Genomic DNA, 25507 nt, shown 5'->3' with positions numbered 1-25507 from the left:
TCCAGGCCTGCTGCTTGCTCGCGCCGAGCGCCGCGGAGGGACCCGCACAGCCGGGACGTCCGCTCCGCCACGATCAGGGAACCTGATCGTGGCCCGGGGGCGTCGTGGCTCAGCGCAGGCCGGGACGGCCGTTGGCCGCGGTGTTCGTGCCGAGTGGGCCCCGGAGGGGGTCCGCGCAGGCACGACGTCGTGGCTCAGCGCGGGCCGGGACGGCCGTTGGCCGCGGTGTGATCCGGAGGATCACGAAGGAAGGGGCACCGCCAGGCGGATGCGGGTGCCGTCGGGCAGCACCGCCCAGCGGCCGTCGGGGGTCTCCTCGAACCGCGGGCTGATCGGGTGCATCGGCTCCGGCGGCGAACCGGCCAGCGCGGTGGCGACGTCGGGGAACTCCGCCAGCTGGGTCAACGTGTGGGAGGTCGGCGGCAGCATCGGCCGGGTGCCGCCGTCCAGCTCCGCCAGCGCGGTGGCCGGGGTCAGCCACGCGGCCTCATCGGCCTCCCCGGAGACGTCCCGCGCCTCCTGGCCCACCGGCAGCGCGGCGGCGAAGAACTTGGTGTCGTAGCGACGGGGCTCGACCGGCGGGGTGATCCAGTGCGCGAACGGCCGCAGGAGGTCCGACCGGAGCACCAGTCCCCGGCCGACGAGCAGCCCGGCGAGAGACAGCTCGCGGCTGAGCAGGCCCTGCCGCTGCTCCTCCCAGTCATCGCCCGAGACGTCGGGGACGACGGAGCCGTCGGGCAGCCCGGCCAGCAGGACGCCGGCCTCCTCGAAGGTCTCCCGCACGGCGGCGCAGACCAGCTCACGGGCGGTCCGCTCGTCGCAGCCGAACGCGGTGGCCCACTGGGCCGGCGCAGGCCCGGCCCAGCCGATCTCGGTGTCGCCGTCCCGCGGGTCGACGCCGCCACCCGGGTACGCGGTCATGCCTCCGGCGAAGGGCATGCCGCGGGTGCGGCGCAACAGGTAGACCTCCAGCCCGGGCTCGCCGTCCCGGAGCAGCAGGACCGTCGCCGCCTGCTTCGGAGCGGCGTTCACTGCTCGACTCCGGGCTCGTTCCGCTCCTCGGTCGCCGGCGCTCCGTGCGATGCCCGCTCGCCCGTCGTTCCCGTGGAACTCACCGCAGCTCGACGGTGAGCTCGACCTCCACGGGGGCGCCGAGCGGCAGCTCAGCCACGCCGACGGCGCTGCGGGCGTGGTGACCGGCCTCGCCGAAGATCCGGCCCAGCAGCTCGCTGGCCCCGTTGACCACGCGCGGCTGGCCGGTGAACCCCTCGACGCTGGCCACGTAGCCCACGACGCGGACGACGCGGGCGACCGAGTCCAGGCCCACCAGGTCGTCGATCGCGGCCAGCGCGTTGAGCGCGCACAGCTTGGCGTCGGCCGCGGCGGCGTCGACGTCGACCGAGCCGCCGACCTTGCCGGTGCGCCGCAGCCCGCCCTCGACGAACGGGAGCTGGCCCGACGTGAACACCAGGGAGCCGCTGCGGACGGCCGGCACGTAGGAAGCGACCGGCGCAGCGACGGCCGGCAGCCGGATCCCGAGCTCGGCGAGCCGGGCGTGCCAGCCCTGCGCCGGCGCGCCGGCCGGGGACGACGGGGAGGTCATGCCGGGCGCTTGAGGTAGGCCACCAGCTGCTCGGCCCCGCCGGGGCCGGGCAGGACGGTCACCAGCTCCCAACCGTCGACACCCCAGGAGTCGAGGATCGCCTTGGTGTTGTGCACCAGGAGGGGGATGGTGGCGTACTCCCACTTCTGGCGGGCCGCTTCGCTCATGGGCGCGACGCTACTGCAGCCGGGGCGCGTGGTGACGATCACCGCCACCCTCCCCGTTCCCGCTGCGGCAGGCCGACCCGCTCACCTGCTCCTACGCTGGTGCGGTGCCTCCCGAACTGTCACCCGCGCGTCTGCACGTGGTCACCGGCAAGGGCGGGACGGGGAAGACCACCGTCGCCGCCGCGCTGGCCCTCGCACTGGCTGCCGACGGGCGGTCGGTCCTGCTCGTGGAGACCGAGGGCCGGCAGGGCATCGCCCAGCTGTTCGACACGCCCCCGCTGCCCTACGAGGAACGCCGCGTCGCCGTCACGCGGGGTGGCGGTGAGGTCAGGGCGCTGGCCATCGACATCGAGGAGGCCCTCCTCGAGTACCTCGACATGTTCTACAACCTCCGCCGGGCCGGCCGGGCGCTGCGCAAGATGGGCGCCATCGACTTCGCCACGGCGATCGCGCCGGGCCTGCGCGACGTCCTGCTCACCGGGAAGATCAAGGAGGCGGTGACCCGCCGCCGCGACGGCCGGCAGGTCTACGACGCCGTGGTCGTCGACGCCCCGCCCACCGGCCGGATCACCCGGTTCCTCGGCGTCACCGGGGAGATGTCGCAGCTGGCCCGGTCGGGCCCGATCAAGACCCAGAGCGACGGCGTGATGGCCGTGCTGCGCTCGCCGCAGACGGTGGTGCACGCGGTGACGCTCCTGGAGGACATGCCGGTCCAGGAGACCGCCGACGCGATAGCCGAGCTCGAGGCGGCCGGGCTGCCGATCGGGTCGGTGTTCGTCAACATGGCCGCGGAGCCGGTGCTGCCGGTCGAGGCGCTCGCCCGCGCCGCCGCCGGCGGACTGACCGGCGCCGACCTCTCCCCCGCGCTGACCGCCGCGCGCCTGCCCGGCGGCGACGCGCTGGCCGACGCCCTGGCCGCCGAGGTGACCGAGCACGCCCGCCGCTGGACCGCCCAGGACGCGTTGCGCGCCGAGGTGACGGCGCTGGGCCGCCCGACCGTGGAGCTCCCGCTGCTGCCCGGCCCGATGGATCTCGGCTGCCTGTTCGAGCTCGCCGGGCGGCTGGAGGAGCACCTGGGCGCCACGAGCCCCGCGGCAGCGACCGGAGGTACCGCCCGATGACCGCCGAGGCCACCACCGACCAGCGCACCGCCGGGCGCCCGGCGCGGCAGGCCCCCGCCATGGACCTGGACGCGCTGATCACCGACCGGCAGACCCGCATCGTCGTCTGCTGCGGCGCCGGCGGCGTGGGCAAGACGACCACCTCGGCCGCGCTCGCGCTGGCCGCCGCGGAGGCCGGGCGCACCGTCGTCGTCCTGACCATCGACCCGGCCCGACGGCTGGCCCAGTCGCTCGGCCTGGCGGAGCTCGACAACGAGCCGCGGCGGGTCGACGTCCCCGGGGTCGAGGGCGAACTCCACGCGATGATGCTGGACATGAAGCGGACGTTCGACGACATCGTCACCGCTCACTCCACACCCGAACGGGCCCAGGCCATCCTGGACAACCCCTTCTACCAGGCGCTCTCCTCCTCGTTCGCCGGGACGCAGGAGTACATGGCGATGGAGAAGCTGGGCCAGCTCCGGGCCAGCGACCAGTGGGACCTGATCATCGTCGACACCCCGCCCTCCCGGTCGGCGCTGGACTTCCTGGACGCCCCGAACCGGATGAGCCGCTTCCTCGACGGCACGATGATCCGGCTGCTCATGGCGCCCAGCCGGGCCGGCTTCAAGTTCGCCAGCGCCGGCTTCCTGATCTTCAGCCGGATCGTCAGCAAGATCCTCGGCGGTCAGCTGCTGCGCGACATCTCCGCCTTCGTCGCCGCGCTGGACACGATGTTCGGCGGCTTCCGCGAGCGGGCGACCGCGACCTACGAGCTGCTCCGCCGGCCCGGGACCTGGTTCGTGGTGGTGGCCGCCCCCGAGCCGGACGCCCTGCGGGAGGCCTCCTACTTCGTCGACCGGCTCTCGGCCGAGGGCATGCCGCTGGCCGGCCTGGTGGTCAACCGCACGCACCCGCCGGCGACGACGACGCTCTCGGCCACCCGCGCCGAGGGCGCGGCCGAGGCGGTGACCGAGTCCGACGGAGCCGACGCCGCACTGGTCGCCGCGGCGCTCCGGGTGCACGCCGGGCGGATGCAGCTGGCGGCCCGCGAGCAGCACCTCGCCGACCGGTTCACCAGCGCCCACCCGGAGGTGCCGGTGCGCACCGTCCCGGCCGCCGCGGGAGACGTGCACGACCTGGATGGGCTCCGGGTGATGGCCGAGGCGCTGACCGGGGCGGACGACGACACGCCGACGGGGACTCCGCGGACGCGCGTGCTGCCCGCGCGCCACGGTTGACCGGCCCCCCGACGGGCGTCCGCGACGTACCCTGGCCCGCGATGTCGGAGAACGCGCGCACCCGGACCCGTCTGCTCGCCAAGCTCGCCGCGACGATCGTCGTCGCCGGTGCGCTCCTGGCCGGACTCATGCTGCCCTGGGTGGGCGCACCCGGGCTGGCGGCCCGGAACTCGGCCACCGTCCTGGAAGCACTCCCGAGCGAGCTGACCGACCGCACCTTCGGCGGGATGACCAAGGTGCTGGCCGCCGACGGATCGCTCATCACGAACTTCTACGAGCACAACCGGACCCCGGTCGCCAGCGACCAGATCGCCGACGTCATGAAGCAGGCGCTGGTCGACATCGAGGACGCGCGCTTCTACGACCACAACGGCCTGGACATGCAGGGCACCTTCCGGGCCCTGATGACCAACCTGGCGGCCGGTGACGTGCGCGAGGGCGGCTCGACCATCACCCAGCAGCTGGTCAAGCAGACGCTGCTGCAGGCGGCCACCACCGCGGCCGAGCGCCGGGCCGCCACCGAGCAGGACGGGGTCGAGGGCGTCTCCCGCAAGCTGCGCGAGCTGCGGCTGGCCCTGGGCATGGAGCAGGAGTACTCCAAGGACGACATCCTGACCCGGTACCTGAACATCGTGTACTTCGGGCAGGGCGCCTACGGCATCCAGGCCGCGGCCCAGCGCTACTTCAGCGTGAACGCCGCCGACCTCACCCTTCCGCAGGCCGCCATGCTGGCCGGCCTGGTGCAGAGCCCGACGAACGACGACCCGATCACCTACCCGGAGGCGGCGCAGGTGCGCCGCAACCAGGTGCTCGAGCGGATGCACGCCTACGGCCACATCACCGACCAGGAGCTGGCCGACGTGTCGGCCCAGCCGGTGGAGGTGGCGCCCGGCCTGGCGCCGGCGAACGGCTGCATCGACGCGGCGATCGGCGGCTTCCTCTGCGCCTACGCCCACCAGTACCTGATCGGGACGCTGGGCCTCACCCAGGAGCAGCTGGACAACGGCGGGCTCACCATCCAGACCACGCTGCGCCCCGACATGCAGATCGCCGGCGACCAGGCCGTGCTCGAGACCCAGCCGATGGGCAGCAGCCTGGTCGCCCTGTACACGGCCGTCGAGCCGGGTACCGGCAAGGTGCTGGCCATGAGCGCGAACCGGCGCTTCGGCTGCAGCGAGCCCGACTGCGAGTCCGTCGTCCTCAACGCGACCGCCAGCGCCGGGTCCGGCTCCACCTACAAGACGTTCGTGGCCGCCGCCGCCCTGGCCCAGGGGTACGGCAAGGACTACACCCTCACCTCGTCGGAGCCCTACCTGTCGCGGGTCTACAAGGACTGGGACCCCGACCGGGGCGTCCCCAAGCCCTACGACGTGGAGAACGTCGGCAGCAACTACCCGCGGACGATGACGCTGGAGACGGCGCTCTACGCGTCGTCGAACACCTACTTCCTGCACCTCCAGGACGAGCTGGGCAGCATCGAGTCGCCGGTCCGCACGGCGCAGGCCCTGGGCATGACCTTCGACGGGCCCAACCAGACCCCGGCCGACCAGATCGTCTCCGAGAACCGTGGCTCGTTCGCCTTCGGCACCGACGCCACCAGCCCGCTGGACCTGGCCACCGCGTACGCCACGCTGGCCGCCAACGGCACCCGGTGCACCCCGGTCCCGGTCGTCGCGGTGCTCGACCGCAACGGCGAGCCGCTGACCCGTGACGGCGAGCCGGTCGTGCCCGAGGACGGCAGCAACTGCACCCCCGAGGCGATCCCGCCCGGCGTGGCCACCACGATGAACCAGATCCTGCGCAAGGACGTCGAGCCGGGCTACCGGCTGCAGACCGGCGCCCGCGCCTACGTGCCCGGGCACGAGATCGCCGGCAAGACCGGGACGTCGCAGGACAACCAGTCGGTCGCCTTCGTGGGCTACACCCCGCGGTACGCCGCGAGCGTGATGGTCTTCAACCCGAAGGAGCAGGAGCGCGTCCCCGGGTACGGCGGCGGGCAGGGCGCGACCACCTGGCGCGCTGCCCTGGCCCCGATCCTCACCGCCGAGGAGGCCGTCCCGTTCCCGCCCGCCGACCCGGTCGTCGAGCAGGGGACGCGGAACTCGCCGCGCTCGAGCAGGGACACCGCCGACCGCACCCGCGGGGGCGCCGCGGACCGCTCCGAGCGCACCGCCCCGGCCACCAGCTCGCCCGCGACCGAGCCCGCGACCGAGCCCGTGGACGAGACCGAGCCCGTGGCCGACGACGAGGCCGACGGCGACGTGGCCGAGGGAGCCGAGGCCGGCGCGGACCCCGAGGCCGGCGCGGACCCCGAGGCCGGCGAGGACGACTAGCGCGTCACCGGGGACGGCGGCCGAGGCCGCCGTCCCCGGTGCGCTCAGCCGAGCTGGCGGCGGACCTCCGCGGCCACTCGTGCGCCCTCGGCCCGCCCGGCGACGGCGCCCTGCACCGCACCCATGACCTTGCCCATGTCCTTCATGCCCGAGGCGCCGGTGCGGGTGACGGCGTCGGCCACGAGCGCCGCCAGGTCGGAGTCGTCGACCTGGGCCGGCAGGTAGGCGGCGAGGACCTCGCCCTCGGCCTGCTCGCGGGCGGCCTGCTCGGCCCGACCGGCCGAGCCGAAGGCCTCGGCGGCCTCCCGCCGCTTCTTGGCCTCCCGGCGCAGCACCGCCTGCACCTCGTCGTCGGTGAGCTCGCGGGCCTCCTTGCCCGACACCTCCTCGGCGCTGACCGCGGCGAGCACCATGCGCAGCGTCGCTGTGCGCAGCTCGTCGCGGGCCTTCATGGCGGTGGTCAGGTCGGCGCGCAGCTGTTCCTTGAGGTCGGACACTCTTCCTCCTCGCTGTCGCTCGTCGGCTTCGTGTCCGACATCGGAGCTCTGTCTCTGCGTGACCTCGCACGCTCGGCCACGTCCCCAGCCTGACATGACGCCGTCCCCGCCCGCGCCCGTAGGCTCCCCGTGTGCGCTGGTACACCGCCGTCCCCACCGCCGCCGTCGCCTCGGGCGCGACGGTGACCGCCTACGCGAGCCTCTACGAGCGCACCCGCTGGACCCTGCGGCGGTTCGACGTGCCGGTGCTGGCGCCCGGGTCCGCCCCGCTGACGGTCCTGCACCTGTCCGACCTGCACATGACCGCCGGCCAGTCGAGCAAGCAGGAGTGGGTCGCCGGCCTGGCCGGGCTCGAGCCGGACCTGGTGATCAACACCGGCGACAACCTGGCCGGCCACGACGCCGTGCCGGGCACGCTGCGCGCGCTCGACCCGCTGCTGGACCGGCCCGGCGCCTTCGTGCTGGCCAGCAACGACTACTACGCGCCCCGCCCGAAGAACCCGCTCAAGTACTTCAGGCCTGACCACAAGCGGGTGCACGGCGACGAGCTGCCCTGGCGGGACCTGCGCGACGGCATGCGCGGGCGGGGCTGGCTGGACCTCACCAACGCCGCCGGCGAGCTGACCGTCGGCGGCCGGCGGATCACCTTCGCCGGGGTGGACGACTCGCACCTGAAGCGCGACCGGTACGAACTGGTCGCCGGCCCCGCCGACCCGGCTGCCGACGTCCGCATCGGCCTGGCCCACTCCCCCGAGCCGCGGGTGCTGGACCGGTTCGCCGCCGACGGCTACGACCTGCTGCTGTGCGGGCACACGCACGGCGGCCAGCTGCGGGTGCCGTTCTACGGTGCACTGGTCACCAACTGCGGGATCGACCGCGACCGGGTGCGCTGGCTGCACCGCTGGGCGCCGCCCACGCCGGCGCACCCGTCGGGCACCTGGCTGCACGTCTCGGCCGGCCTGGGCACCAGTCCGTACGCGCCGGTGCGCTTCGCCTGCCCGCCCGAGGCGACGCTGCTCACGCTCACCGCCCGGCCCGCCTGAGCACCGGTCCCCCGCCGCCGGACCCCGCGGGGTCTCGCGCTAGACTTCTCGACGCACCTCGGGGTGTGGCGCAGCTTGGTAGCGCGCGTCGTTCGGGACGACGAGGCCGCAGGTTCAAATCCTGTCACCCCGACCCTCTGCTCAGGGGCCGCCGACCGGCGGCCCCTGAGTCGTTCCGGGGACGCTGCGAGGATGGGCACGTGAGCGCCGAGCAGACCACCCCCACCCTTCCCCCCGAGGTCACCGCCCGCTGGCAGGCCCGCTTCCGCGCCCCCCGCGTCTCGCTCCCGGACTGGGCCGAGGAGGCCCCGCACCGCAACCTCTACTCCTCCGACGTCAGCGGCGTCGTCGAGCAGTACGCCTGGGACCGCGAGGCCGGCACCCACCGGCAGGTGACCGACCGCGCCAACGGCACGCTCGCCGGCACGCTGAGCCCCGACGGCGAGACCATCTGGTGGTTCGCCGACGACGACGGCGACGAGTTCGGCGTGTGGATGACCCAGCCCTTCGCCGGCGGGGAGGACGCCGTCGCCGTGGCCGAGGTGGGCCCCGCCTACCCGGCGGGCCTGGAGGTGGGCCGCTCGCTGGTCGCGATCGGGCGCAGCACCGACGAGGGCAGCGAGCTGTGGCTGGCGCCGTCGGGCGGTACGCCGCGGGTCGTCTACCGGCACCCCGACCCGGCGTCGGTCGACGCGCTCAGCCGCGACGACGAGCTGCTCGTCGTCTCGCACTCCGAGCACGGCGACCCGCGCTACCCGGCGCTGCGGGTCCTGCGGACCGACCACGACGCCGTCGTCGCGGAGAAGTGGGACGGCGAGGGACGGGCCCTGCACGCCCTGGAGTTCGGCCCGCACCGCGACGACCGGCGCCTGCTCGTGGGCCACGAACGACGCGGCCGGGACGAGCTGCTGATCTGGGACGTCGCCGCCGACACCGAGACCGAGATCCTGCTGGACCTGCCCGGGGACGTCACCGCCGGCTGGTACCCCGACGGGTCGGCGCTGCTGGTCGGCCACGACCACGCCGCACGTACCGAGCTGTACCGCTACGACCTCGCCACCGGCGCGCTGGAGCAGCTCGACACCCCACCGGGAGTGGTCCGCGGCGCCACCGCCCGGCCCGACGGCACGGTGGAGCTGGCCTGGTCCAACGCCGAGAAGCCCCCGGTCATCCGCCGCGCCGACGGCCCCGTGGTGCTCTCGGTGAGCGACGAGGAGCCCCCGGCGGCCTACCCGGTCGAGGACCGGTGGGTGCCCGGCCCGGGCGGCGACGTCCACGCGCTGCTGGTCCGCCCGGCCGGGCCGGGGCCGTACGCCACGGCGTTCCTCGTGCACGGTGGCCCGGAGGCCGCCGACGACGACTCCTACCGCGCCCGCCGCGCGGCCTACGTCGACGCCGGCTACGCCGTCGTGCACGTGAACTACCGGGGCTCCACGGGTTACGGCTCGGCCTGGCGCGACGCGCTCACCGGCCGGCCCGGGCTGACCGAGCTCGAGGACGTCGGCGCGGTCTACGACGCGCTGGTCGCCGAGGGGGTCGTGGACCCGCAGCGCGCGATCCTCTCCGGCGGCTCGTGGGGCGGGTTCCTCACCCTGCTGGGGCTGGGCACCCAGCCGGAGCGCTGGGCGGCCGGCATCGCCGAGGTGCCGGTGGCGGACTACCTGGCGGCGTACGAGGACGAGATGGAGGGCCTGCGGGCCTACGACCGCGCGCTGTTCGGCGGGTCGCCGGACGAGGTGCGCGACGTCTACGTGCGCTCCTCGCCCATCACCTACGTCGACGCCGTCGCCGCACCGGTGCTGGTGGTGGCCGGCGCGAACGACCCGCGCTGCCCGATCCGGCAGATCGACAACTACCTGGGGGAGCTGGAGCGGCTGGGCAAGCCGCACGAGGTGTACCGGTTCGACGCCGGGCACGGTTCGCTGGTGATCGAGGAGACCATCCGGCAGGTCGAGGTCGCCCTGGCCTTCGCGCTACGGCACGTGAAGCCGTGACCCGTCCCGAGGGGTGATTCCGATCGCGGGGGCCGGAGGCCTCCCGATCGGGATCACCCCGCGGCTCAGCTCAGGCTTGGACGGCTCGTGGCCGCGGTGTGACCGGGAGGGTCACCGTGTCTTCGCGATGAGCTCCGCGATCTGGACGGTGTTCAGGGCGGCGCCCTTGCGCAGGTTGTCGTTGCTGACGAAGAGCACCAGCCCCCGGGCGCCGTCCACGCTCTGGTCCTGCCGGATGCGACCCACGTAGCTGGGGTCGCGGCCGGCGGCCTGGAGCGGGTTGGGGACGTCGGAGAGCTCCACCCCGGGCGCGGCCGACAGCAGCTCGGTGGCCCGCTCGACGGTCAGCTCGCGCGCGAACTCCACGTTGAGCGAGAGCGAGTGCCCGGTGAAGACCGGGACGCGCACGCAGGTGCCGGCCACCCGCAGGTCGGGGATGCCGAGGATCTTGCGGCTCTCGTTGCGGAGCTTCTGCTCCTCGTCGGTCTCGAACGAGCCGTCGTCGACGACCGAGCCCGCCATCGGCAGCACGTTGTAGGCGATCGGGCGGACGTACTTCTGCGGCTCGGGGAAGGTCACCGCCGACCCGTCGTGCGTGAGCTCGGCGGCCTTGTCGACGACCGCCTTGACCTGGCCGTCGAGCTCCTCGACGCCGGCCACCCCGCTGCCGGAGACCGCCTGGTAGGTGCTCGCGACGATGCGCACGAGCTGCGCCTCGTCGTGCAGCGGCTTGAGCACCGGCATCGCGGCCATCGTCGTGCAGTTCGGGTTGGCGATGATCCGGCCGTGCGCCTTGGCGATGTCACCCGGGTTGACCTCGCTGACGACGAGCGGGATCTCGGGGTCGCGCCGGAACGCCGAGCTGTTGTCGATGACGGTCACGCCGGCCTCGGCGAACCGCGGCGCCTGGGCCCGGGAGGTGGTGGCCCCGGCGGAGAAGATCGCGATGTCCAGCCCGGCGGGGTCGGCGGTGGCGGCGTCCTCGACGGTGATCTCCCCGCCGGCCCACGGCAGGGTGCTGCCGGCGGACCGGGCGGAGGCGAAGAAGCGCAGCTCGGCGAGCGGGAACTCCCGCTCGGCGAGCAGGTCGCGGACGACCCGGCCGACCTGGCCGGTGGCGCCGACGATCCCGACGCGGAGTCCCTGGCTGGTGCTCATCGTCCGGTTCCTCCGTAGACCACGGCCTGGGCGTCCTCGGTACCCAGGTCGAACGCATCGTGCACCGCGCGGACGGCGAGGTCGACGTCGGTGTCGCGGCAGACCACGGAGATGCGGATCTCCGAGGTGCTGATCAGCTCAAGGTTGACCCCGGCGTCGGCCAGCGCGCCGAAGAACTTGGCCGAGACACCCGGGTGCGAGCGCATGCCGGCACCGACCAGGCTCACCTTGCCGATGTGCTGGTCGAAGCTGACGTCGGTGTAGCCGACGGTGTGCTTGACCTTCTCCAGGGCGGCCAGCGCGGTCGGGCCGTCGCTCTTGGGGAGGGTGAAGGAGATGTCGGCGACGTTGCTGGCCTCGGCCGACACGTTCTGCACGATCATGTCGATGTTGACCTCGGCGTCGGCGAGCACGCGGAAGAGCTGCGCCGCCTCGCCCGGCCGGTCCGGCACCCCGAAGACGGTGATCTTGCCCTCGCTGCGGTCGTGCGCGACGCCCGTGATGATCGCCTGTTCCACCGGGAGGTCCTCCATCGAGCCGGCCACGATCGTGCCGGGAAGCTGTGAGTAGGAGCTGCGGACGTGCACGGGGATGCCGTAGCGCCGGGCGTACTCGACGCAACGGAGCATCAGCACCTTCGCCCCGGACGCGGCCAGCTCGAGCATCTCCTCGTAGGTGATGGTCTCGAGACGCTTGGCGTTGGGGACGATGCGCGGGTCGGCGGTGAAGACGCCGTCGACGTCGGTGTAGATCTCGCAGACGTCGGCGTTCAGCGCCGCGGCGACGGCGACGGCGGTGGTGTCGGAGCCGCCGCGGCCGAGCGTGGTGATGTCCTTGGTGTCCTGGCTGACGCCCTGGAAGCCGGCCACGATGACCACGGAGCCCTCGTTGAGCGCGTCCCGCAGCCGGCCGGGCGTGACGTCGATGATCCGCGCCCTGCCGTGGCTGGACGTGGTGATGACGCCGGCCTGGGAACCGGTGAACGAGCGGGCCTCGTAGCCGTGCTCGGAGATCGCGATGGCCAGCAGAGCCATGGAGATCCGCTCGCCGGCGGTGAGCAGCATGTCGAGCTCGCGGCCGGGTGGGGTGTCGGTGATCTGGCTGGCCAGATCGAGCAGCTCGTCGGTGGTGTCACCCATCGCCGAGACCACCACGACGACGTCGTCGCCGTTCTTCTTCGCGGCGACGATCCGCTCGGCGACACGCTTCATGTGCTCTGCGGAGGCGACGGAGGAACCGCCGTACTTCTGGACGACGAGGGCCACGGGTCCACAGGCTACCGACGTCGCGCGCGGGACCGGCGGTTGCATCCGCCGGTTCCCGCAGGTTGAGATCATCGGATGGACGATCCGTCGGACTGGCTGCTGACTCCCGAGGAACGCGGCAACCCCGCGTCGGACCTGTCCGCCTGGACCGCGGGGAACCTCGCCGAACCGCTGGTCCACGGCTCCGCCTACTTCGATCGCCTGGTCGACGTGGTGGAAGGGATGGGCGCCGGCGACCACCTGTACTTCACCGACTGGCGCGGCGACCCCGACGAACGGCTCCGCGACGGTGGCCCCACCGTCGCCGAGCTCTTCGCCCGGGCACTGGATCGCGGGGTGTGCGTCCGCGGGCTGGTGTGGCGCTCGCACATGGACCGGATGCAGTTCAGCAAGGAGCAGAACCGCGCGATGGACCGCGAGGTCGAGAACTCCGGCGGGCGGGTGGTCCTCGACCAGCGCGTGCGCTGGATGGGGTCGCACCACCAGAAGTTCGTGGTCGCCCGACACCCGCTCGACCCCAGCCGCGACGTCGCGTTCGTCGGCGGCATCGACCTGTGCCACGGCCGGCGGGACGATTCCGACCACGCCGGCGATCCGCAGCCGGTGCCCATGGCCAGCGTGTACGGAGACCGGCCCGCCTGGCACGACGTCCAGCTGCAGATCCGGGGGCCCGCGGTGGCGGCGATCGAGACCGTCTTCCGGGAGCGCTGGAACGATCCCACGAGCCCGCTGGCCCACAACCCGATCGCCTGGGTGCGCGGCAAGCTGAAGAGCGCCCGGCTGCAGCCCGAGAAGCTGCCGGATCCGCTCCCGCCGCCACCACCCTGCGGCCCGCACCTGGTGCAGCCGCTCCGCACCTATCCGACCATCCGCGCGTCCTACCGGTTCGCCCCGGACGGCGAGCGCTCGGTCGCCCGCGGCTACCGCAAGGCCGTGAAGCGGGCCCGGCGGCTGGTCTACATCGAGGACCAGTACCTGTGGTCGGCCGACGTCGCCCGGCTGTTCTGCGACGCGCTCACCGACTCGCCCGACCTGCACCTGGTCGTGGTCGTCCCGCGCGCGCCGGACCACGAGGGCCGGTTCTCGGAGGTGCCGCAGTACATCGGTCACCGGCAGGCGATCCAGCGGTGCAGGGAGGCCGGGCCGGGCCGGGTGCACGTGTTCGACGTGGAGAATCCCGCCGGCATGCCGGTGTACGTGCACGCCAAGGTCTGCGTCATCGACGACACCTGGGCCGCGGTCGGCAGCGACAACTTCAACCGGCGCTCGTGGACCCACGACAGCGAGCTGTCAGCGGCGGTCGTCGACACCACCCGGGACCTCCGTGAGCCGCACGACCCGGCGGGTACCGGCGACGGCGCCCGCACCTTCGCCCGCGACCTGCGGCTGCGGCTCGCCCGCGAGCACCTGGACCTCCCGGACGACGGCAGCCGCGACGACCTCGTGCTGGACCCGGCGGACTTCGTGGCCACGCTCGAGGCCCGCGCCGCCGCGCTCGACGGCTGGCACCTCGGCGGGCGGCGGGGCCCACGGCCACCGGGCCGCCTCCGCCCGCACCGCGCCGATCCGCTGCCGCTGCTCACCAAGCTCTGGGCGACGCCGCTCTACCGGTTGGTCGTCGACCCCGACGGCCGGCCGCTGCGCATGCGCCTGGCCAAGCGGTTCTGACATCGGGCATCCGGCAGCACCGTGGCCAGCGCCCACCATTTTCTCCGCCACAGTCGGTCTCTGCCCAGCATTGTGGGCAGAAGCCGACTGAACCCGGAACACCCCCCAGCCTCGCTCGGCCTCTGCCCAGCACCGTGGGCAGAAGCCGACTGAACCCGGAACACCCCACGGCCTCGCTCGGTCTCTGCCCAGCACTGTGGGCAGAGACCGACTTTCCACAGAGTGGTGTGCAGGTCAGCCGCGAGACCGCACAGCCCGCAGAGTCATCTCGTGGCCGCCTCCGGCTTCGACCTTCCCGGGCTGCTCAGGCGGATCCGCCGGTCGGCCGATCTCTCGCAACGTGAGCTCGCCGCCCGGATCGGCACGTCGAAGTCCGCGATCGCTGCAGCCGAGACCGGCGCCGCGGGGCTCGACGCCCGGGTGCTCGCCGCCGCTGCCCAGCTCGGGGGGCTGCGGGTCGCGCTGCTCGACGGGCAGGGGGACGAGGTGGGCGGCATGGATCCCGATGCCGTGCGGGACCGTGGCGGCCGCCGCTTCCCGGCCCACCTGGACACCGTTCTCAGCGAAGAGCGCAGCTGGCGCTGGGACCACCGGCCGCACCTCTCCCGTCCGACGTACACCTTCGATCGACGGCTGCCGTGGGATGACGCCGACTGCCGCACCACGGTCCGGCCTGACGACCACCTGCTCCCGCAGGCCGGTGACACGCCGGAGGAGCGTGCCGCGGCACGCCGGGCGGAGCAGTGGCGACGGCGGCGGGAGGAGCTCGAACGCCGATTCCTGGCGGGCGAGCTGCGAGACCTGGCCGACCCGTTCACCTGCACCTGCCCGGCCGGGTGCGACGAGCTCGACGACGGGGGCGGCCGCCCGGTCCACACCGACGACTGCCCGTGTCGCTGCGACATGGGCTGAGGCGCTGCTACCGTGGGCGCGTGCGCGGCAGCCTCCTGCTTACCCGCCGCGGCGAGGCCCTCTCCTAGGTCGGCTTCCTCGCCGCGGGGTTCTGGCGTTCCCGGCGTCCGCTGACCTTTCCCCGGAGCCGTGCGCACTCCGCGCACAGCAGCCCGCACCAGGAGCCTCCCCCATGAGCGAGACCCACCCGCACGCCCGCCATCCCCAGCAGCCCTCGGGGATGCCGATCCACCGCTACGCGCCCTTCACCCCGGTCGTGCTGCCGGACCGCACCTGGCCGGACACCGTGACGACCCAGGCCCCGCGCTGGTGCGCGGTCGACCTGCGCGACGGCAACCAGGCGCTGATCGACCCGATGACGCCCGACCGCAAGCGGCGCATGTTCGAGCTGCTGGTCCGGATGGGCTACAAGGAGATCGAGGTCGGCTTCCCTGCGGCCAGCCAGACCGACTACGACTTCGTCCGGCAGCTGATCGAGGACGACCTCGTACCCGACGACGTCACGATCCAGGTGCTCACCCAGGCCCGTGACGAGCTGATCGAGCGCACCTTCGAGTCCCTGCACGGCGCCAAGCAGGCGATCGTCCACCTGTACAACTCCACCAGCACCCTGCAGCGGCGGGTCGTGTTCGGCTCCGACCGGGCCGGGATCGTCGACATCGCCGTCCACGGTGCCCAGGTGGTGCGCAAGCTCGCCGAGCAGATGAGCGACACCGAGATCCGCTTCGAGTACTCCCCCGAGTCGTTCACCGGCACCGAGCTCGACTTCGCCGTCGAGATCTGCAACGCGGTCACCGACGTCTGGGAGCCGACCCCGGAGCGGCCGACGATCCTCAACCTGCCCGCCACCGTCGAGATGGCCGAGCCGACCGTGTACGCCGACCAGGTCGAGTGGATGCACCGCAACCTGGGCCGGCGCGACGCCGTCGTCCTGTCCCTCCACCCGCACAACGACCGCGGCACCGCCGTCGCCGCCGCCGAGCTGGGGTACCGAGCCGGCGCCGACCGCATCGAGGGCTGCCTGTTCGGCAACGGCGAGCGCACCGGCAACGTCGACCTGGTGACCCTGGGCCTGAACCTGTTCAGCCAGGGCATCGACCCGCAGATCGACTTCTCCGACATCGACGAGATCCGCCGCACCGTCGAGTACTGCAACCAGCTGGGCGTGCACGAGCGGCACCCCTACGGCGGCGACCTCGTCTACACCGCGTTCTCGGGTTCCCACCAGGACGCGATCAACAAGGGCTTCAAGGCGCTCGAGGCCGACGCGCAGGCGGCCGGTGTCCCCGTCGAGCAGCAGGCGTGGGCCGTGCCGTACCTGCCGATCGACCCCAAGGACGTCGGCCGCAGCTACGAGGCCGTCATCCGGGTGAACAGCCAGTCCGGCAAGGGTGGCGTCGCCTACATCATGAAGACCGAGAACCACCTCGACCTGCCGCGCCGGCTGCAGATCGAGTTCAGCGCGGTCGTCCAGCGGCACACCGACGACGAGGGCGGGGAGGTCACCGCCGTGCAGATGTGGACCGCCTTCAGCAACGAGTACCTGCCCGACCCCGACGCACCGTGGGGCCGGTTCGCCCTGACCGGCCACCGGCACACCGCGCGCGGCGACTCCCTCGACGAGATGGTCGTGGAGTTGACCGACCGCGGCGTTCCGGTCACGGTCGAGGGCAGCGGCAACGGGCCGATCGCGGCGTTCGTCGACGCGCTCCGGTCCCTCGACGTCGACGTCCGCGTCCTCGACTACGCCGAGCACGCGATGTCGGCCGGCGGTGACGCCCGCGCCGCCGCCTACGTCGAGTGCGCCGTCGGCGAGCGCGTCCTGTGGGGTGTGGGCATCGACCCCAACATCGTCAGCGCCTCGCTGCGGGCGGTCGTCTCCGCGGTCAACCGGGCACAGCGCTAGGCCGCCGGGGGCGAGGTCAGCCGGGTGCCTCCCGGTCGGCCTCGTCCTCCCGGCGGCTCTCCGCCAGGGCCCGCCCCGGCTGCTCCGGCGGGGCGTCGGCCGGTTCGTCCCCGCGGTACACGCTGTCCCGCGACTCGCCGCTGCGCAGGTCGTCGACCAGGAGCAGGTCCCGCCGGACGTGCCGCCGCCGGTAGGCCACCCGGCTGATCATGTGGGCGCTCACCGGCGCGGTGAGCATCTGGAACACCGCGACCAGCAGCAGCATCCAGGTCGTCGACCAGCCCTGCAGCCGGATGGCTCCGCCGAGCATGACCAGCAGGAAGCCCAGGACCTGCGGCTTGGTCCCGGCGTGCATCCGGGTCAGGACGTCGGGGAACCGCAGCAGCCCGAGGCCCGCGGTGAGGCACAGGAACGACCCGATCAGCAGCAGCGCGACGGCGACGACGTCACCGGCGGTGGAGAGGTCGTTCACCCCGTCACCTCCCCCGCCGGCCGGTCCGCCGGCTCGTCCTCCTCCGGCGAGCGCAGCATCATGCCGCCGATGTAGCGCGCCACCGACACCGAGCCCACGAACGCCAGCAGCGACACCACGACCAGCACGGGGACGACGGTCGGGTCCCGCTCCAGCGCCGCGTGCACGGCCAGCCCCGCCGCGATGATCACCAGCAGCGTGTCGGTGGCCACCACCCGGTCCAGCAGCGACGGGCCACGGGCGAGCCGGACCAGCGCGAGCAGCGCCCCGACGCCCAGCATCCCGTAGGCCAGCCAGTAGACGACGGTCACGGCGTCAGCCTCCCCGCGCCCTGGATCCGCTCACCCGGCGGCAGCCCGAGCGCGGCGATCTCGGTCGCGGACCCGAAGGCCCGGACCACCCGCTCCTCCTGGGCCAGGACCGACTCCCGCTGCCGTGCCACGTCCTCCTCGTCCTCCACGTGCAGGACGTGCACCGCCAGGGTCCGCCGTTCGCGGTCCATGTCGATCACCATCGACCCGGGCACCAGGGTGAGCGACTCGGCCAGGATCGTCAGCAGCAGGTCGGAGTCGGTGCGCAGCTGCACCCGGATGATGGCGCTGTGGCCGATCCCGCGCGGCCGGACGGTCTGCCACGCGACCTCCGCCCCCGAGGTGACCAGGTCGACGAGGAAGTAGCCGAGGAAGCGCAGGAAGGCCAGCGGGCGCACCCGGGTGCCGCCGACGACCGGTGGGAGCGGCAGCAGCACGGTCACCAGCAGGGCGACGGCGATCCCGCCGAGCAGGTTGGCCCACGACCACGTGCCCCACAGGAAATTCCAGACGAGCACCAGCCAGACCAGCAGCGGCAGCTGGTGCCGCAACTGGTGAGCGATGCCCGACGGCTCGTCGCTCACGGCACGTCCTCCCCGCCGAAGACGGAGTCCACGTAGGGGTTCCGCTCGCGGAGGTCCTCCGCCGCGCGCTCGGCGACGCCGTAGAGGGGCCCGGCGATCGCGGTGAGCCCGACGGTCACCGCCACCATCGCCGTCGTCGCCGCGAGCATCACCCGGGGCAGCGGCCGTGCGGACGCCGTCCCTTCCGGGTCCCCGCCGAAGCCGTCGGTGGCCGGGGTGGCGGCGGTCGCCACCGCGGTGTGCCGGGCCCACGCCGCGCGCGCCGCCACCCGCCGGGGGGTGCCGGTCAGCAGGGAGGCGGCGTCGTCGTCCGCAGCGGTCTCCTTCTCGCCGACGGGCTGGTGCTCGTCGAGGGGGCCGGGCACCGGAGCGGGGGCGAGCTCCGGCCCCGCGTCGGCCGCGGCCGCGGCGTCGGTGTCGGCCGCGGGCGGCTGGGCCGGCGGCCGCCAGAAGGCACGGGTCCAGACCCGGGAGATGGCCAGCAGGGTGAGCAGGCTGGCCACCACCCCGGCTCCTACCACGACGACCGGCAGCCCGCGGCCGTCGGCGATCCCGGCCTGGAGCAGCCCCAGCTTGCCGATGAACCCGGAGAACGGCGGGATGCCGGCCAGGTTCATCGCCGGCACGAAGAAGAGCACCGCGAGCAGCGGGGACGCGGTGGCCAGCCCACCGAGGCGGTCGACGGACGTCGAGCCGCCCTGCCGCTCGATCAGCCCGGCGACGAGGAACAGCGTCGTCTGGATGGCGATGTGGTGGACGACGTAGAAGACCGCGCCGGCCAGGCCCGCCTCCGAGGCCAGGGAGATGCCGAAGATCATGTAGCCGATGTGGCTGACCAGCGTGAACGAGAGGATCCGCCGGATGTCGGTCTGCGCCACCGCGCCCAGGATGCCGATCAGCATCGTCGCCAGCGATGCCCACATCAGCACCCGGTCCAGCCCGCCGCCGGGGAACAGCAGGGTCTGGGTGCGGATGATCGCGTAGACGCCGACCTTGGTGAGCAGGCCGGCGAACACCGCCGTCACCGGTGCCGGCGCCGTCGGGTAGCTGTCGGGCAGCCAGGCCGACAGGGGGAAGACCGCCGCCTTGATGGCGAAGGCGATCAGCAGCATCGACTGCAGGAGCAGCTGCGTGCCCTCCGGCAGCGTCGCCAGCCGGCCGGCCAGCTGGGCCATGTTGACCGTTCCGGTCGAGGCGTAGACCAGCGCGATCGCCGCCAGGAACAGCAGCGAGCTGAGCAGGCTGACCACGATGTAGGTGATCCCGGCACGGATCCGGGCGGCCGAGCCGCCGAGGGTCAGCAGCACGTAGCTGGCGGTCAGCAGGATCTCGAAGCCGACGTAGAGGTTGAACAGGTCGCCGGCCAGGAAGGCGTTGGCCACGCCGGCGATGAGCACGAGGAACGTCGGGTGGAAGATCGAGATCGGCGTCTCCTCGTCGCCGTCGGCCGCGCCCTGCCCCACGGCGAAGACCAGCACCCCGAGCGCCACCGTCGCCGCCACCACGATCATCAGCGCCGACAGCCGGTCGACGACCAGCACGATGCCCAGCGGCACCGGCCAGCCGCCCAGCGACACCGCCACCGCACCCTCGGCGTCCGCGAGCACCAGGAGCGCCACGGAGACGGCGAGCACCGCGCTGAGCACGAGCACGCTCAGCATCCGCTGCACGTGCGGGTGCCGCCCACCGACCAGCAGCGCGGCCGCGGCGCCCAGCAGCGGCAGCAGGACGGGGAGCGGGGCGAGGACGCCGGTCACCGGCGCCTCCGACGGGTCGGGGGCAGCTCGACGTCGTCGGAGGGGATGCCGGCGTAATCCCGCTCGAGCCGCGCCACGACGTCCTCGTCGCTCACCCCGGTGTCGGCGTGCGCGGCCGACCGGTCCGCGGGCGCGAGGTCGTCGGGGTCGATCTCGTCGGCGTCGGTGCCCGTCCGGCGGGCGACCCGCCGGTCCTCCTCGTCCACCTGCACGACCTCCTGCCGGACCAGCCGCCAGGACCGGTAGATGATCGCCAGCACGAACGAGGCGATGCCGAAGGTGATCACGATGGCGGTGAGGATCAGCGCCTGCGGCAGGGGATCGCTCATCTCCGCCGGCTCGGCGTACCCGACGATCGGCGCGAGGCCGGCCGGGCCGCCGGAGGACAGCAGCAGCAGGTTGGTGGCGTTGCCCAGCAGCAGGAAGCCCAGCAGCACGCGGGTCAGGCTGCGGTCGAGCAGCAGGTAGACCCCGGCGGCGTAGAGCACGCCGATGATCACCGGCAGGACGACGGTCGGCGTCATCGCAGGATCACCTCGCCGGGAACGGAGTCGATCGGGTCGTGCTCGTCGGCCTGCCGGTCCAGTTCGGCGCCCAGGCTGCGGAGGATGTCGAGGACCAGCCCCACCACGATCAGGTAGACCCCGATGTCGAAGAAGAGCGAGGTCACCAGCTTGACGTCGCCCAGCACGGGCAGCGTTCGCTCGAGGATCGCCGTCTCCAGCACCTCCGCCCCGAGCAGCAGCCCGGCGACGCCGGTGCCGCCTGCGAGCAGCAGCCCGACGCCGAGGAGCAGCCCCGGGTCCACCGGCGCCGCCTCGCCCAGCTCGTAGCGGCCGCCGGCGAGGTACCGCAGGACGAGCGCGAGCCCCGCGACCAGGCCGCCGGCGAAGCCGCCACCGGGCTGGTTGTGCCCGCTGAAGAGCAGGAACACCGAGAAGACGACGATCGAGTGGAACAGGATCCGGGTGACCACCTCGAGCACGACCGAGCGCCGCTCGGGCGCCAGCGCGGCCGACGCCGCCAGCCACTGCCGGCGCGGGGCCCGGCGGGAGCGCTTCTCCTGGCGGGCCAGGCGGACGGGATCGAGCCGATCGACGCTCCCGGTGCGTCGGCGCAGGAACACGAGGCTGGCGATGCCGGTCGCCGCGACGACCAGCAGGGAGACCTCCCCGAGGGTGTCCCAGGCCCGGATGTCGACCAGCGTCACGTTGACGACGTTCGACCCGCCCCCGAGCACGTAGGCCGCCTCCGGGTAGGCGAGGGAGATCGGCTCGGCGCTGCGGGCCCCGAGGGCGACCGCCCCGGCACCGGCCATCACCAGGCCGACGGCGACGGCGACGGCCCCGCGCACGGCGCGCTCCCGGGGCCGGTGCCGCTCGGTGATGTCCTTGGGCAGCTTGCGCAGGACCAGCACGAAGACGACCAGCGTGAGCGTCTCCACCAGGAACTGGGTGAGCGCCAGGTCGGGGGCGCCCTGCAGGGCGAACAGCACCGCGAGCCCGTAGCCGGAGACGCCCACGACGATCACCGCCGACAGCCGCTGGTCGATGCGCAGGGCCAGCACCGCGGCGATGACGACCACCGCCCCGACGAGGGCCTGGATCGGGCTGTCCCACGCCCGCCACTCCCCCGGCCACGGCGCCTGGAAGAGCAGCACCGAACCGGGCAGGGCCAGCACGACCACCAGGATCGTCCCGAGGTAGGCCGGCAACGACCCGCGCTGCGTGGTGCCGGTGACGAGCACGGCGAGGCGGTCGAGCGCCTGCATCGTGTTCCAGTAGCCCTCGTCGGCCGAGGCCCCGACGGCCAGCCGGCGCTGCAGGCGGAAGACCCGGCGCCGGGCGGCGAACAGCGCGGCGCCGCCGAGCAGGGTGAGCGCCGACAGGCCCAGCGCGGGCTGGACGCCGTGCCAGAGCGCCAGCTTCTCCGCCTCGGGGGCGATCAGCGGCATGCGGTCGGCGTAGCCGGCGACGAGCGGCTCGAGCAGCGGGCTGGCCGGTCCGGCGACCAGCCCGGTGAGGGCCAGCACCGCCGGCGCGGCGAGGAACAGCGGCCCCGGCGGGTGGGCCAGCTCGGCCGGCTCGGTGTGCGGCAGGCCGCCCTTGCGGGCGAACGCGCCCCACAGGAAGCGAGCCGTGTAGCCGGCGGTGAGCGCCGACCCGAGGACCAGACCGGTCAGCACCAGCACGGCGGCGGTGCGGTCGGGGAGCCCGCCCTCCCACAGCGCGGTGAACGCCGCCTCCTTGCCGACGAAGCCGAGCAACGGGGGCAGCCCGGCCATGGAGGCCCCGGCCAGGCCGCCGACGACCGCCAGCACCGGCAGCCGGCGGCCGAGCCCGGAGAGCCGGCGCAGGTCGCGGACGCCCGTGGCGTGGTCGATGACGCCGACGGTCAGGAAGAGGGTGGACTTGAAGAGCGCGTGCGCCAGCGTCATCGCCAGCCCGGCGGCGGCCAGCTCCCTGGTCCCCGCACCCACCAGGACCATGAGGAAGCCGAGCTGGCTGACCGTGCCGAAGGCGAGCAGCAGCTTCAGGTCGTTCTGCCGCAGCGCCCGGTAGCCGCCGACCAGCATGGTGGCCACGCCCAGCCCGAGCACCACCGGCCGCCAGCCCGGCAGGTCGGCGAAGCCCGGGGCGAACCGGGCGACGAGGTAGATGCCGGCCTTCACCATCGCGGCGGCGTGCAGGTAGGCGCTGACCGGGGTCGGCGCCTCCATGGCGGCGGGCAGCCAGAAGTGGAACGGGATCATCGCCGACTTCGTGACCGCCCCGGCGAGCACGAGCATCGTCCCGGCGACCAGGAACGGCCCGCTGCCCGGGTCGGCGACGACCTCCGACAGCAGGTAGCTGCCGCTGGTCTCGCCGATCATGATCAGCCCGACCAGCATGGCCAGGCCGCCCGCCGTGGTGAGGATCAGCGCCTGGCTCGCTGCCCGCCGGGCGGCGAGCTTGGTGCCCGTGCCGCCGATGAGCAGGAACGAGAAGACGGTCGTGAGCTCCCAGAACACGTAGAGCAGGAGCAGGTCGTCGGCGAGGACCAGCCCGAGCATGGAGCCGGCGAAGGCGGTGAGGTGCCCGGCGAAGCGGCCGGACCCCTCGTCGTCGGGCTCGAAGTAGCGCGCGCAGTAGAGCAGCACGAGCGCGCCGACCCCGGTGACCAGCAGCGCGAACAGCAGCGCGAGGGCGTCCAGCCGCAGGGCGACGGCCAGGTCGAGCGCCGGCACCCACGGCACGGTCTCGGTGACCTGGCCGCCCCCGGTCACGGTGGGCAGGCGGGTCAGGACCCAGCCGAAGCCGGTCGCCGGCACGAGCGCGAGCACGAGGAACGCCTGCCGCCCCCACCACCGCACGAGCACCGGTGCCAGCACGGCGGCCAGCAGGTGCAGCAGCAGAACGGCGAGCACGGGTCTCCGGGAGTCTCGGTGGGCTCGGGGACGACCACAGACGTCCAGGGACAGCCGGCGGCGGCCTCAGATTACGGCCGGACCTCGGCGTCCGCCCGGTGTGACCAGGCCGCCCTCGTAGGCACCGGACCGGCAGCACTCCCCTGCGGACAGTCCGTCTCTGCCCAGCCTGGCTGGGCAGAGACGGACTGTCGGCAGAAACCTCCTGCGGGTGTCCGGGGTCAGCCCTCGGCGAGCTCCGAGGCGACCAGCCAGGCCTCCTCGACCTCGTCCTTCTCGGCCTGCACCGCCTTGAGCTGGGTGTCGAGTTCGGCGGCCTTCGCGTAGTCGGTGGCCGCCGCGGCGAGCTGCTCGTGCAGCTTCTTCTCGTCGGCGTCCAGCTTGAGCATCCGCCGCTCGAGCCGGCTGGCCTCCTTCTTCGCCGTCCGCGCCTCGGCGGCGGAGACCACGGGTCCGGACGTCGCCGGCGCCCCCACCGGACGCCGGCCGTCGGTGCCCGCGGCCGTCGTCAGCGGCGCACCCCCGGCCGCCCGGCGGCGCAGGTACTCGTCCACCCCACCGGGCAGCTCGGCGAGCGTCCCGTTCCCGAGCAGCGCGACCACCTTGTCGCACACCCGGTCGACGAAGTAGCGGTCGTGGCTGACCACCAGCACCGTGCCGGGGAAGCTGTCGAGCAGGTCCTCCAGCGCGGTCAGGGTGTCGATGTCGAGGTCGTTGGTCGGCTCGTCCAGCACCAGGACGTTCGGCTCGGCCATCAGGAGCCGCAGCAGCTGCAGCCGCCGCCGCTCGCCGCCGGAGAGGTCGCCGACCGGGGTCCACTGCCGGTTCGCGGCGAAGCCGAACCGCTCGGCCAGCGACGACGCGGAGATCTCCTGGTTGCCGATGCGGGCGAGCCGGGCGACGTCCTGGACCGCCTCCAGCACCCGGGCGCGCGGCGGCAGCTCGGTGACGTGCTGCGACAGGTAGGCCGGGGCCACCGTCTGCCCGACGGCGACCGTCCCCGAGTCCGGCGTCGTGTCGCCCACCAGCAGCTTCAGCAGCGAGGTCTTGCCGGCGCCGTTCACGCCGACGATGCCGATCCGGTCGCCCGGGCCGACGTGCCAGGTCAGGTCCTCGAAGAGGGTGCGCGGGCCGTCGTCGGTCGGGACGGCGTAGTCGACGTCCTCGAGGTCGTAGACGGTCTTGCCCAGGCGTCGGGCGGCGAAGCCCTTGAGCGCCATCGAGTCGCGCGCCGGGGGCTCGTCGGCGATCAGCGCCTGTGCGGCCTCGATGCGGAACTTCGGCTTGCTGGTGCGGGCCGGCGGGCCGCGGCGCAGCCAGGCGAGCTCCTTGCGCACCAGGTTCATCCGGCGCTCCTCGGTGACCGCCGAGATCCGCGCCCGCTCGGCCCGGGCCAGGGTGTAGGCCGAGTAGCCGCCCTCGTAGGAGTGGACGCTGCCGTCGGCCACCTCCCAGGTCGTCGTGCAGACCTCGTCGAGGAACCACCGGTCGTGGGTGACCACGACCATGCCGCCGGCCCGCTGCTTGACGTACTCGGCGAGCCAGGCGACGCCCTCGACGTCGAGGTGGTTGGTGGGCTCGTCGAGGATCAGCAGGTCCAGCGGCCGGATCAGCTGCGCCGCCAGAGCCACCCGCCGGCGCTCGCCACCGGACATGGGCGCCACGGGGGCGTCGAGGCCCAGCCGGTCGAGCTCCAGGCCGGTCAGCACCGAGCGGACGGCCGGGTCACCGGCCCATTCGTGCTCGGCGGCGAACATCGACGGCGGGAGGACGACGTCGCGCACCGTCGTCCCGGCGGGGAGGGTGCCGGACTGGTCCAGCACGCCCATCGCCAGGTCGCCGCGGCGGGTGACCCGGCCGGAGTCGGGCTCGTCGGCGCCGGTCAGCAGCGAGAGCAACGTGCTCTTGCCCCCGCCGTTGCGGCCCACCACGCCGATCCGCTCGCCCGCGGCGACGCCCAGGGAGACGTCGTCGAGGATCACGGTCGTGCCGTGCGCCTTGTGCACCCGCTCGAGGTTGACCAGGTTCAGGGGTGCGCTCATCGCATCCAGTATCCCTGGCCCCGCGTTCTCCGTGGCCGCCGGGAAGAC

21 protein-coding genes and 1 tRNA gene are annotated in these 25507 nt (G+C 73.6%); 9 read left to right on the top strand and 13 right to left on the bottom strand.

The features are described 5' to 3' along the window. Nucleotides 1-240: 240 nt before the first annotated feature. The 3 genes from ABDB74_RS02135 to ABDB74_RS02125 all read right to left on the bottom strand — a co-directional run bounded on the left by ABDB74_RS02135 (nt 241) and on the right by ABDB74_RS02125 (nt 1770). Nucleotides 241-1032 carry an NUDIX hydrolase gene (locus ABDB74_RS02135; protein ID WP_346621388.1) on the bottom strand — a complete coding sequence of 264 codons (792 nt, stop codon included), beginning with the start codon at nt 1030-1032 and terminating at the stop codon, nt 241-243. 79 nt (nt 1033-1111) lie between these two features. Then, on the bottom strand, nt 1112-1603 hold the full coding sequence (locus tag ABDB74_RS02130; RefSeq protein ID WP_346621386.1) for a RidA family protein: 492 nt from the start codon (nt 1601-1603) through the stop codon (nt 1112-1114). Further along, nucleotides 1600-1770: a hypothetical protein gene (locus ABDB74_RS02125; protein ID WP_346621385.1), complete on the bottom strand. Its 171-nt coding sequence runs from the start codon at nt 1768-1770 to the stop codon at nt 1600-1602. Before ABDB74_RS02125 ends, ABDB74_RS02130 begins: the two co-directional genes overlap by 4 nt. A gap of 104 nt (nt 1771-1874) precedes the next feature. Here ABDB74_RS02125 and ABDB74_RS02120 point away from each other — a divergent pair, with 104 nt between their 5' ends. Genes ABDB74_RS02120 through ABDB74_RS02110 form a run of 3 tightly spaced genes read left to right on the top strand, consistent with a single transcriptional unit; the run spans nt 1875 to nt 6444 of the window. Further along, entirely contained in the window at nt 1875-2891 is a 1017-nt protein-coding gene (locus ABDB74_RS02120; RefSeq protein ID WP_346621384.1) for an ArsA-related P-loop ATPase, read from the top strand. Beyond that, nucleotides 2888-4111 carry an ArsA family ATPase gene (locus ABDB74_RS02115; protein WP_346621383.1) on the top strand — a complete coding sequence of 408 codons (1224 nt, stop codon included), beginning with the start codon at nt 2888-2890 and terminating at the stop codon, nt 4109-4111. The genes ABDB74_RS02120 and ABDB74_RS02115 overlap by 4 nt, the downstream gene beginning before the upstream one ends. Nucleotides 4112-4152: 41 nt before the next feature. Further along, nucleotides 4153-6444, top strand: a complete 2292-nt coding sequence (locus tag ABDB74_RS02110) for a transglycosylase domain-containing protein (protein ID WP_346621381.1) — start codon at nt 4153-4155, stop codon at nt 6442-6444. Nucleotides 6445-6488: 44 nt separating this feature from the next. On the opposite strand, the gene ABDB74_RS02105 is transcribed toward ABDB74_RS02110, so the two are convergent. Then, entirely contained in the window at nt 6489-6941 is a 453-nt protein-coding gene (locus tag ABDB74_RS02105) for a GatB/YqeY domain-containing protein (protein WP_346621380.1), read from the bottom strand. A gap of 131 nt (nt 6942-7072) precedes the next feature. On the opposite strand from ABDB74_RS02105, the gene ABDB74_RS02100 reads away from it, so the two are divergent. The 3 genes from ABDB74_RS02100 to ABDB74_RS02090 all read left to right on the top strand — a co-directional run bounded on the left by ABDB74_RS02100 (nt 7073) and on the right by ABDB74_RS02090 (nt 9978). Continuing rightward, entirely contained in the window at nt 7073-7984 is a 912-nt protein-coding gene (locus ABDB74_RS02100) for a metallophosphoesterase (RefSeq protein ID WP_346621379.1), read from the top strand. Nucleotides 7985-8043: 59 nt separating this feature from the next. After that, a tRNA-Pro gene (locus tag ABDB74_RS02095) sits at nt 8044-8117 on the top strand. Between the two features lie 67 nt (nt 8118-8184). Then, nucleotides 8185-9978 carry a prolyl oligopeptidase family serine peptidase gene (locus tag ABDB74_RS02090; RefSeq protein ID WP_346621377.1) on the top strand — a complete coding sequence of 598 codons (1794 nt, stop codon included), beginning with the start codon at nt 8185-8187 and terminating at the stop codon, nt 9976-9978. A gap of 111 nt (nt 9979-10089) precedes the next feature. On the opposite strand, the gene ABDB74_RS02085 is transcribed toward ABDB74_RS02090, so the two are convergent. Continuing rightward, complete coding sequence (locus ABDB74_RS02085) at nt 10090-11136, bottom strand: aspartate-semialdehyde dehydrogenase (RefSeq protein WP_346621376.1); 1047 nt, start codon at nt 11134-11136, stop codon at nt 10090-10092. Next, nucleotides 11133-12401, bottom strand: a complete 1269-nt coding sequence (locus ABDB74_RS02080; RefSeq protein WP_346621374.1) for an aspartate kinase — start codon at nt 12399-12401, stop codon at nt 11133-11135. Before ABDB74_RS02080 ends, ABDB74_RS02085 begins: the two co-directional genes overlap by 4 nt. A gap of 75 nt (nt 12402-12476) precedes the next feature. On the opposite strand from ABDB74_RS02080, the gene ABDB74_RS02075 reads away from it, so the two are divergent. From ABDB74_RS02075 to leuA, 3 genes are all read left to right on the top strand, one after another. Further along, nucleotides 12477-14069: a phospholipase D-like domain-containing protein gene (locus tag ABDB74_RS02075; RefSeq protein WP_346621373.1), complete on the top strand. Its 1593-nt coding sequence runs from the start codon at nt 12477-12479 to the stop codon at nt 14067-14069. 270 nt (nt 14070-14339) lie between these two features. After that, a complete protein-coding gene (locus ABDB74_RS02070) occupies nt 14340-14981 on the top strand; it encodes a helix-turn-helix transcriptional regulator (RefSeq protein WP_346621372.1) in 642 nt (213 codons plus the stop codon). 172 nt (nt 14982-15153) lie between these two features. Then, nucleotides 15154-16887 (top strand): 2-isopropylmalate synthase, encoded by a 1734-nt coding sequence (leuA, locus tag ABDB74_RS02065; protein WP_407062150.1) that lies wholly within the window; start codon nt 15154-15156, stop codon nt 16885-16887. 16 nt (nt 16888-16903) lie between these two features. Here the strand turns inward: leuA and mnhG are convergent, their stop codons facing one another. The 7 genes from mnhG to ABDB74_RS02030 form a co-directional block, all read right to left on the bottom strand. After that, the gene (gene mnhG / locus ABDB74_RS02060) at nt 16904-17359 is read right to left on the bottom strand and encodes a monovalent cation/H(+) antiporter subunit G (protein WP_346621371.1); all 456 of its coding nucleotides are present in this window, start codon (nt 17357-17359) and stop codon (nt 16904-16906) included. Then, nucleotides 17356-17670 carry a monovalent cation/H+ antiporter complex subunit F gene (locus tag ABDB74_RS02055; protein WP_346621370.1) on the bottom strand — a complete coding sequence of 105 codons (315 nt, stop codon included), beginning with the start codon at nt 17668-17670 and terminating at the stop codon, nt 17356-17358. The genes mnhG and ABDB74_RS02055 overlap by 4 nt, the downstream gene beginning before the upstream one ends. Continuing rightward, nucleotides 17667-18254, bottom strand: coding sequence for a Na+/H+ antiporter subunit E (locus tag ABDB74_RS02050; protein WP_346621369.1), 588 nt, complete (start codon nt 18252-18254; stop codon nt 17667-17669). Before ABDB74_RS02050 ends, ABDB74_RS02055 begins: the two co-directional genes overlap by 4 nt. After that, nucleotides 18251-20011, bottom strand: coding sequence for a Na+/H+ antiporter subunit D (locus ABDB74_RS02045; protein WP_346621367.1), 1761 nt, complete (start codon nt 20009-20011; stop codon nt 18251-18253). The genes ABDB74_RS02050 and ABDB74_RS02045 overlap by 4 nt, the downstream gene beginning before the upstream one ends. Continuing rightward, nucleotides 20008-20535, bottom strand: coding sequence for a Na(+)/H(+) antiporter subunit C (locus tag ABDB74_RS02040; protein WP_346621366.1), 528 nt, complete (start codon nt 20533-20535; stop codon nt 20008-20010). Before ABDB74_RS02040 ends, ABDB74_RS02045 begins: the two co-directional genes overlap by 4 nt. Then, on the bottom strand, nt 20532-23417 hold the full coding sequence (locus ABDB74_RS02035) for a Na+/H+ antiporter subunit A (RefSeq protein WP_346621364.1): 2886 nt from the start codon (nt 23415-23417) through the stop codon (nt 20532-20534). Before ABDB74_RS02035 ends, ABDB74_RS02040 begins: the two co-directional genes overlap by 4 nt. Before the next feature lie 221 nt (nt 23418-23638). Further along, nucleotides 23639-25459 carry an ABC-F family ATP-binding cassette domain-containing protein gene (locus tag ABDB74_RS02030; RefSeq protein ID WP_346621363.1) on the bottom strand — a complete coding sequence of 607 codons (1821 nt, stop codon included), beginning with the start codon at nt 25457-25459 and terminating at the stop codon, nt 23639-23641. Between the last annotated feature and the right edge of the window lie 48 nt (nt 25460-25507).

This window comes from Blastococcus sp. HT6-4, from assembly GCF_039679125.1.
Lineage (GTDB): Bacteria > Actinomycetota > Actinomycetes > Mycobacteriales > Geodermatophilaceae > Blastococcus > Blastococcus montanus.
This window is presented reverse-complemented; position numbering and strand designations above follow the sequence as displayed.

Bases quoted from the DNA above. Each gene is read 5' to 3' on its own strand.
- leuA (WP_407062150.1), top strand. From the start codon at position 15,154: ATGAGCGAGACCCACCCGCACGCCCGCCATCCCCAGCAGCCCTCGGGG.
- ABDB74_RS02110 (WP_346621381.1), top strand. From the start codon at position 4,153: ATGTCGGAGAACGCGCGCACCCGGACCCGTCTGCTCGCCAAGCTCGCC.
- ABDB74_RS02075 (WP_346621373.1), top strand. From the start codon at position 12,477: ATGGACGATCCGTCGGACTGGCTGCTGACTCCCGAGGAACGCGGCAAC.
- ABDB74_RS02115 (WP_346621383.1), top strand. From the start codon at position 2,888: ATGACCGCCGAGGCCACCACCGACCAGCGCACCGCCGGGCGCCCGGCG.
- ABDB74_RS02030 (WP_346621363.1), bottom strand. From the start codon at position 25,459: ATGAGCGCACCCCTGAACCTGGTCAACCTCGAGCGGGTGCACAAGGCG.
- ABDB74_RS02040 (WP_346621366.1), bottom strand. From the start codon at position 20,535: ATGACGCCGACCGTCGTCCTGCCGGTGATCATCGGCGTGCTCTACGCC.
- ABDB74_RS02085 (WP_346621376.1), bottom strand. From the start codon at position 11,136: ATGAGCACCAGCCAGGGACTCCGCGTCGGGATCGTCGGCGCCACCGGC.
- ABDB74_RS02130 (WP_346621386.1), bottom strand. From the start codon at position 1,603: ATGACCTCCCCGTCGTCCCCGGCCGGCGCGCCGGCGCAGGGCTGGCAC.
- ABDB74_RS02125 (WP_346621385.1), bottom strand. From the start codon at position 1,770: ATGAGCGAAGCGGCCCGCCAGAAGTGGGAGTACGCCACCATCCCCCTC.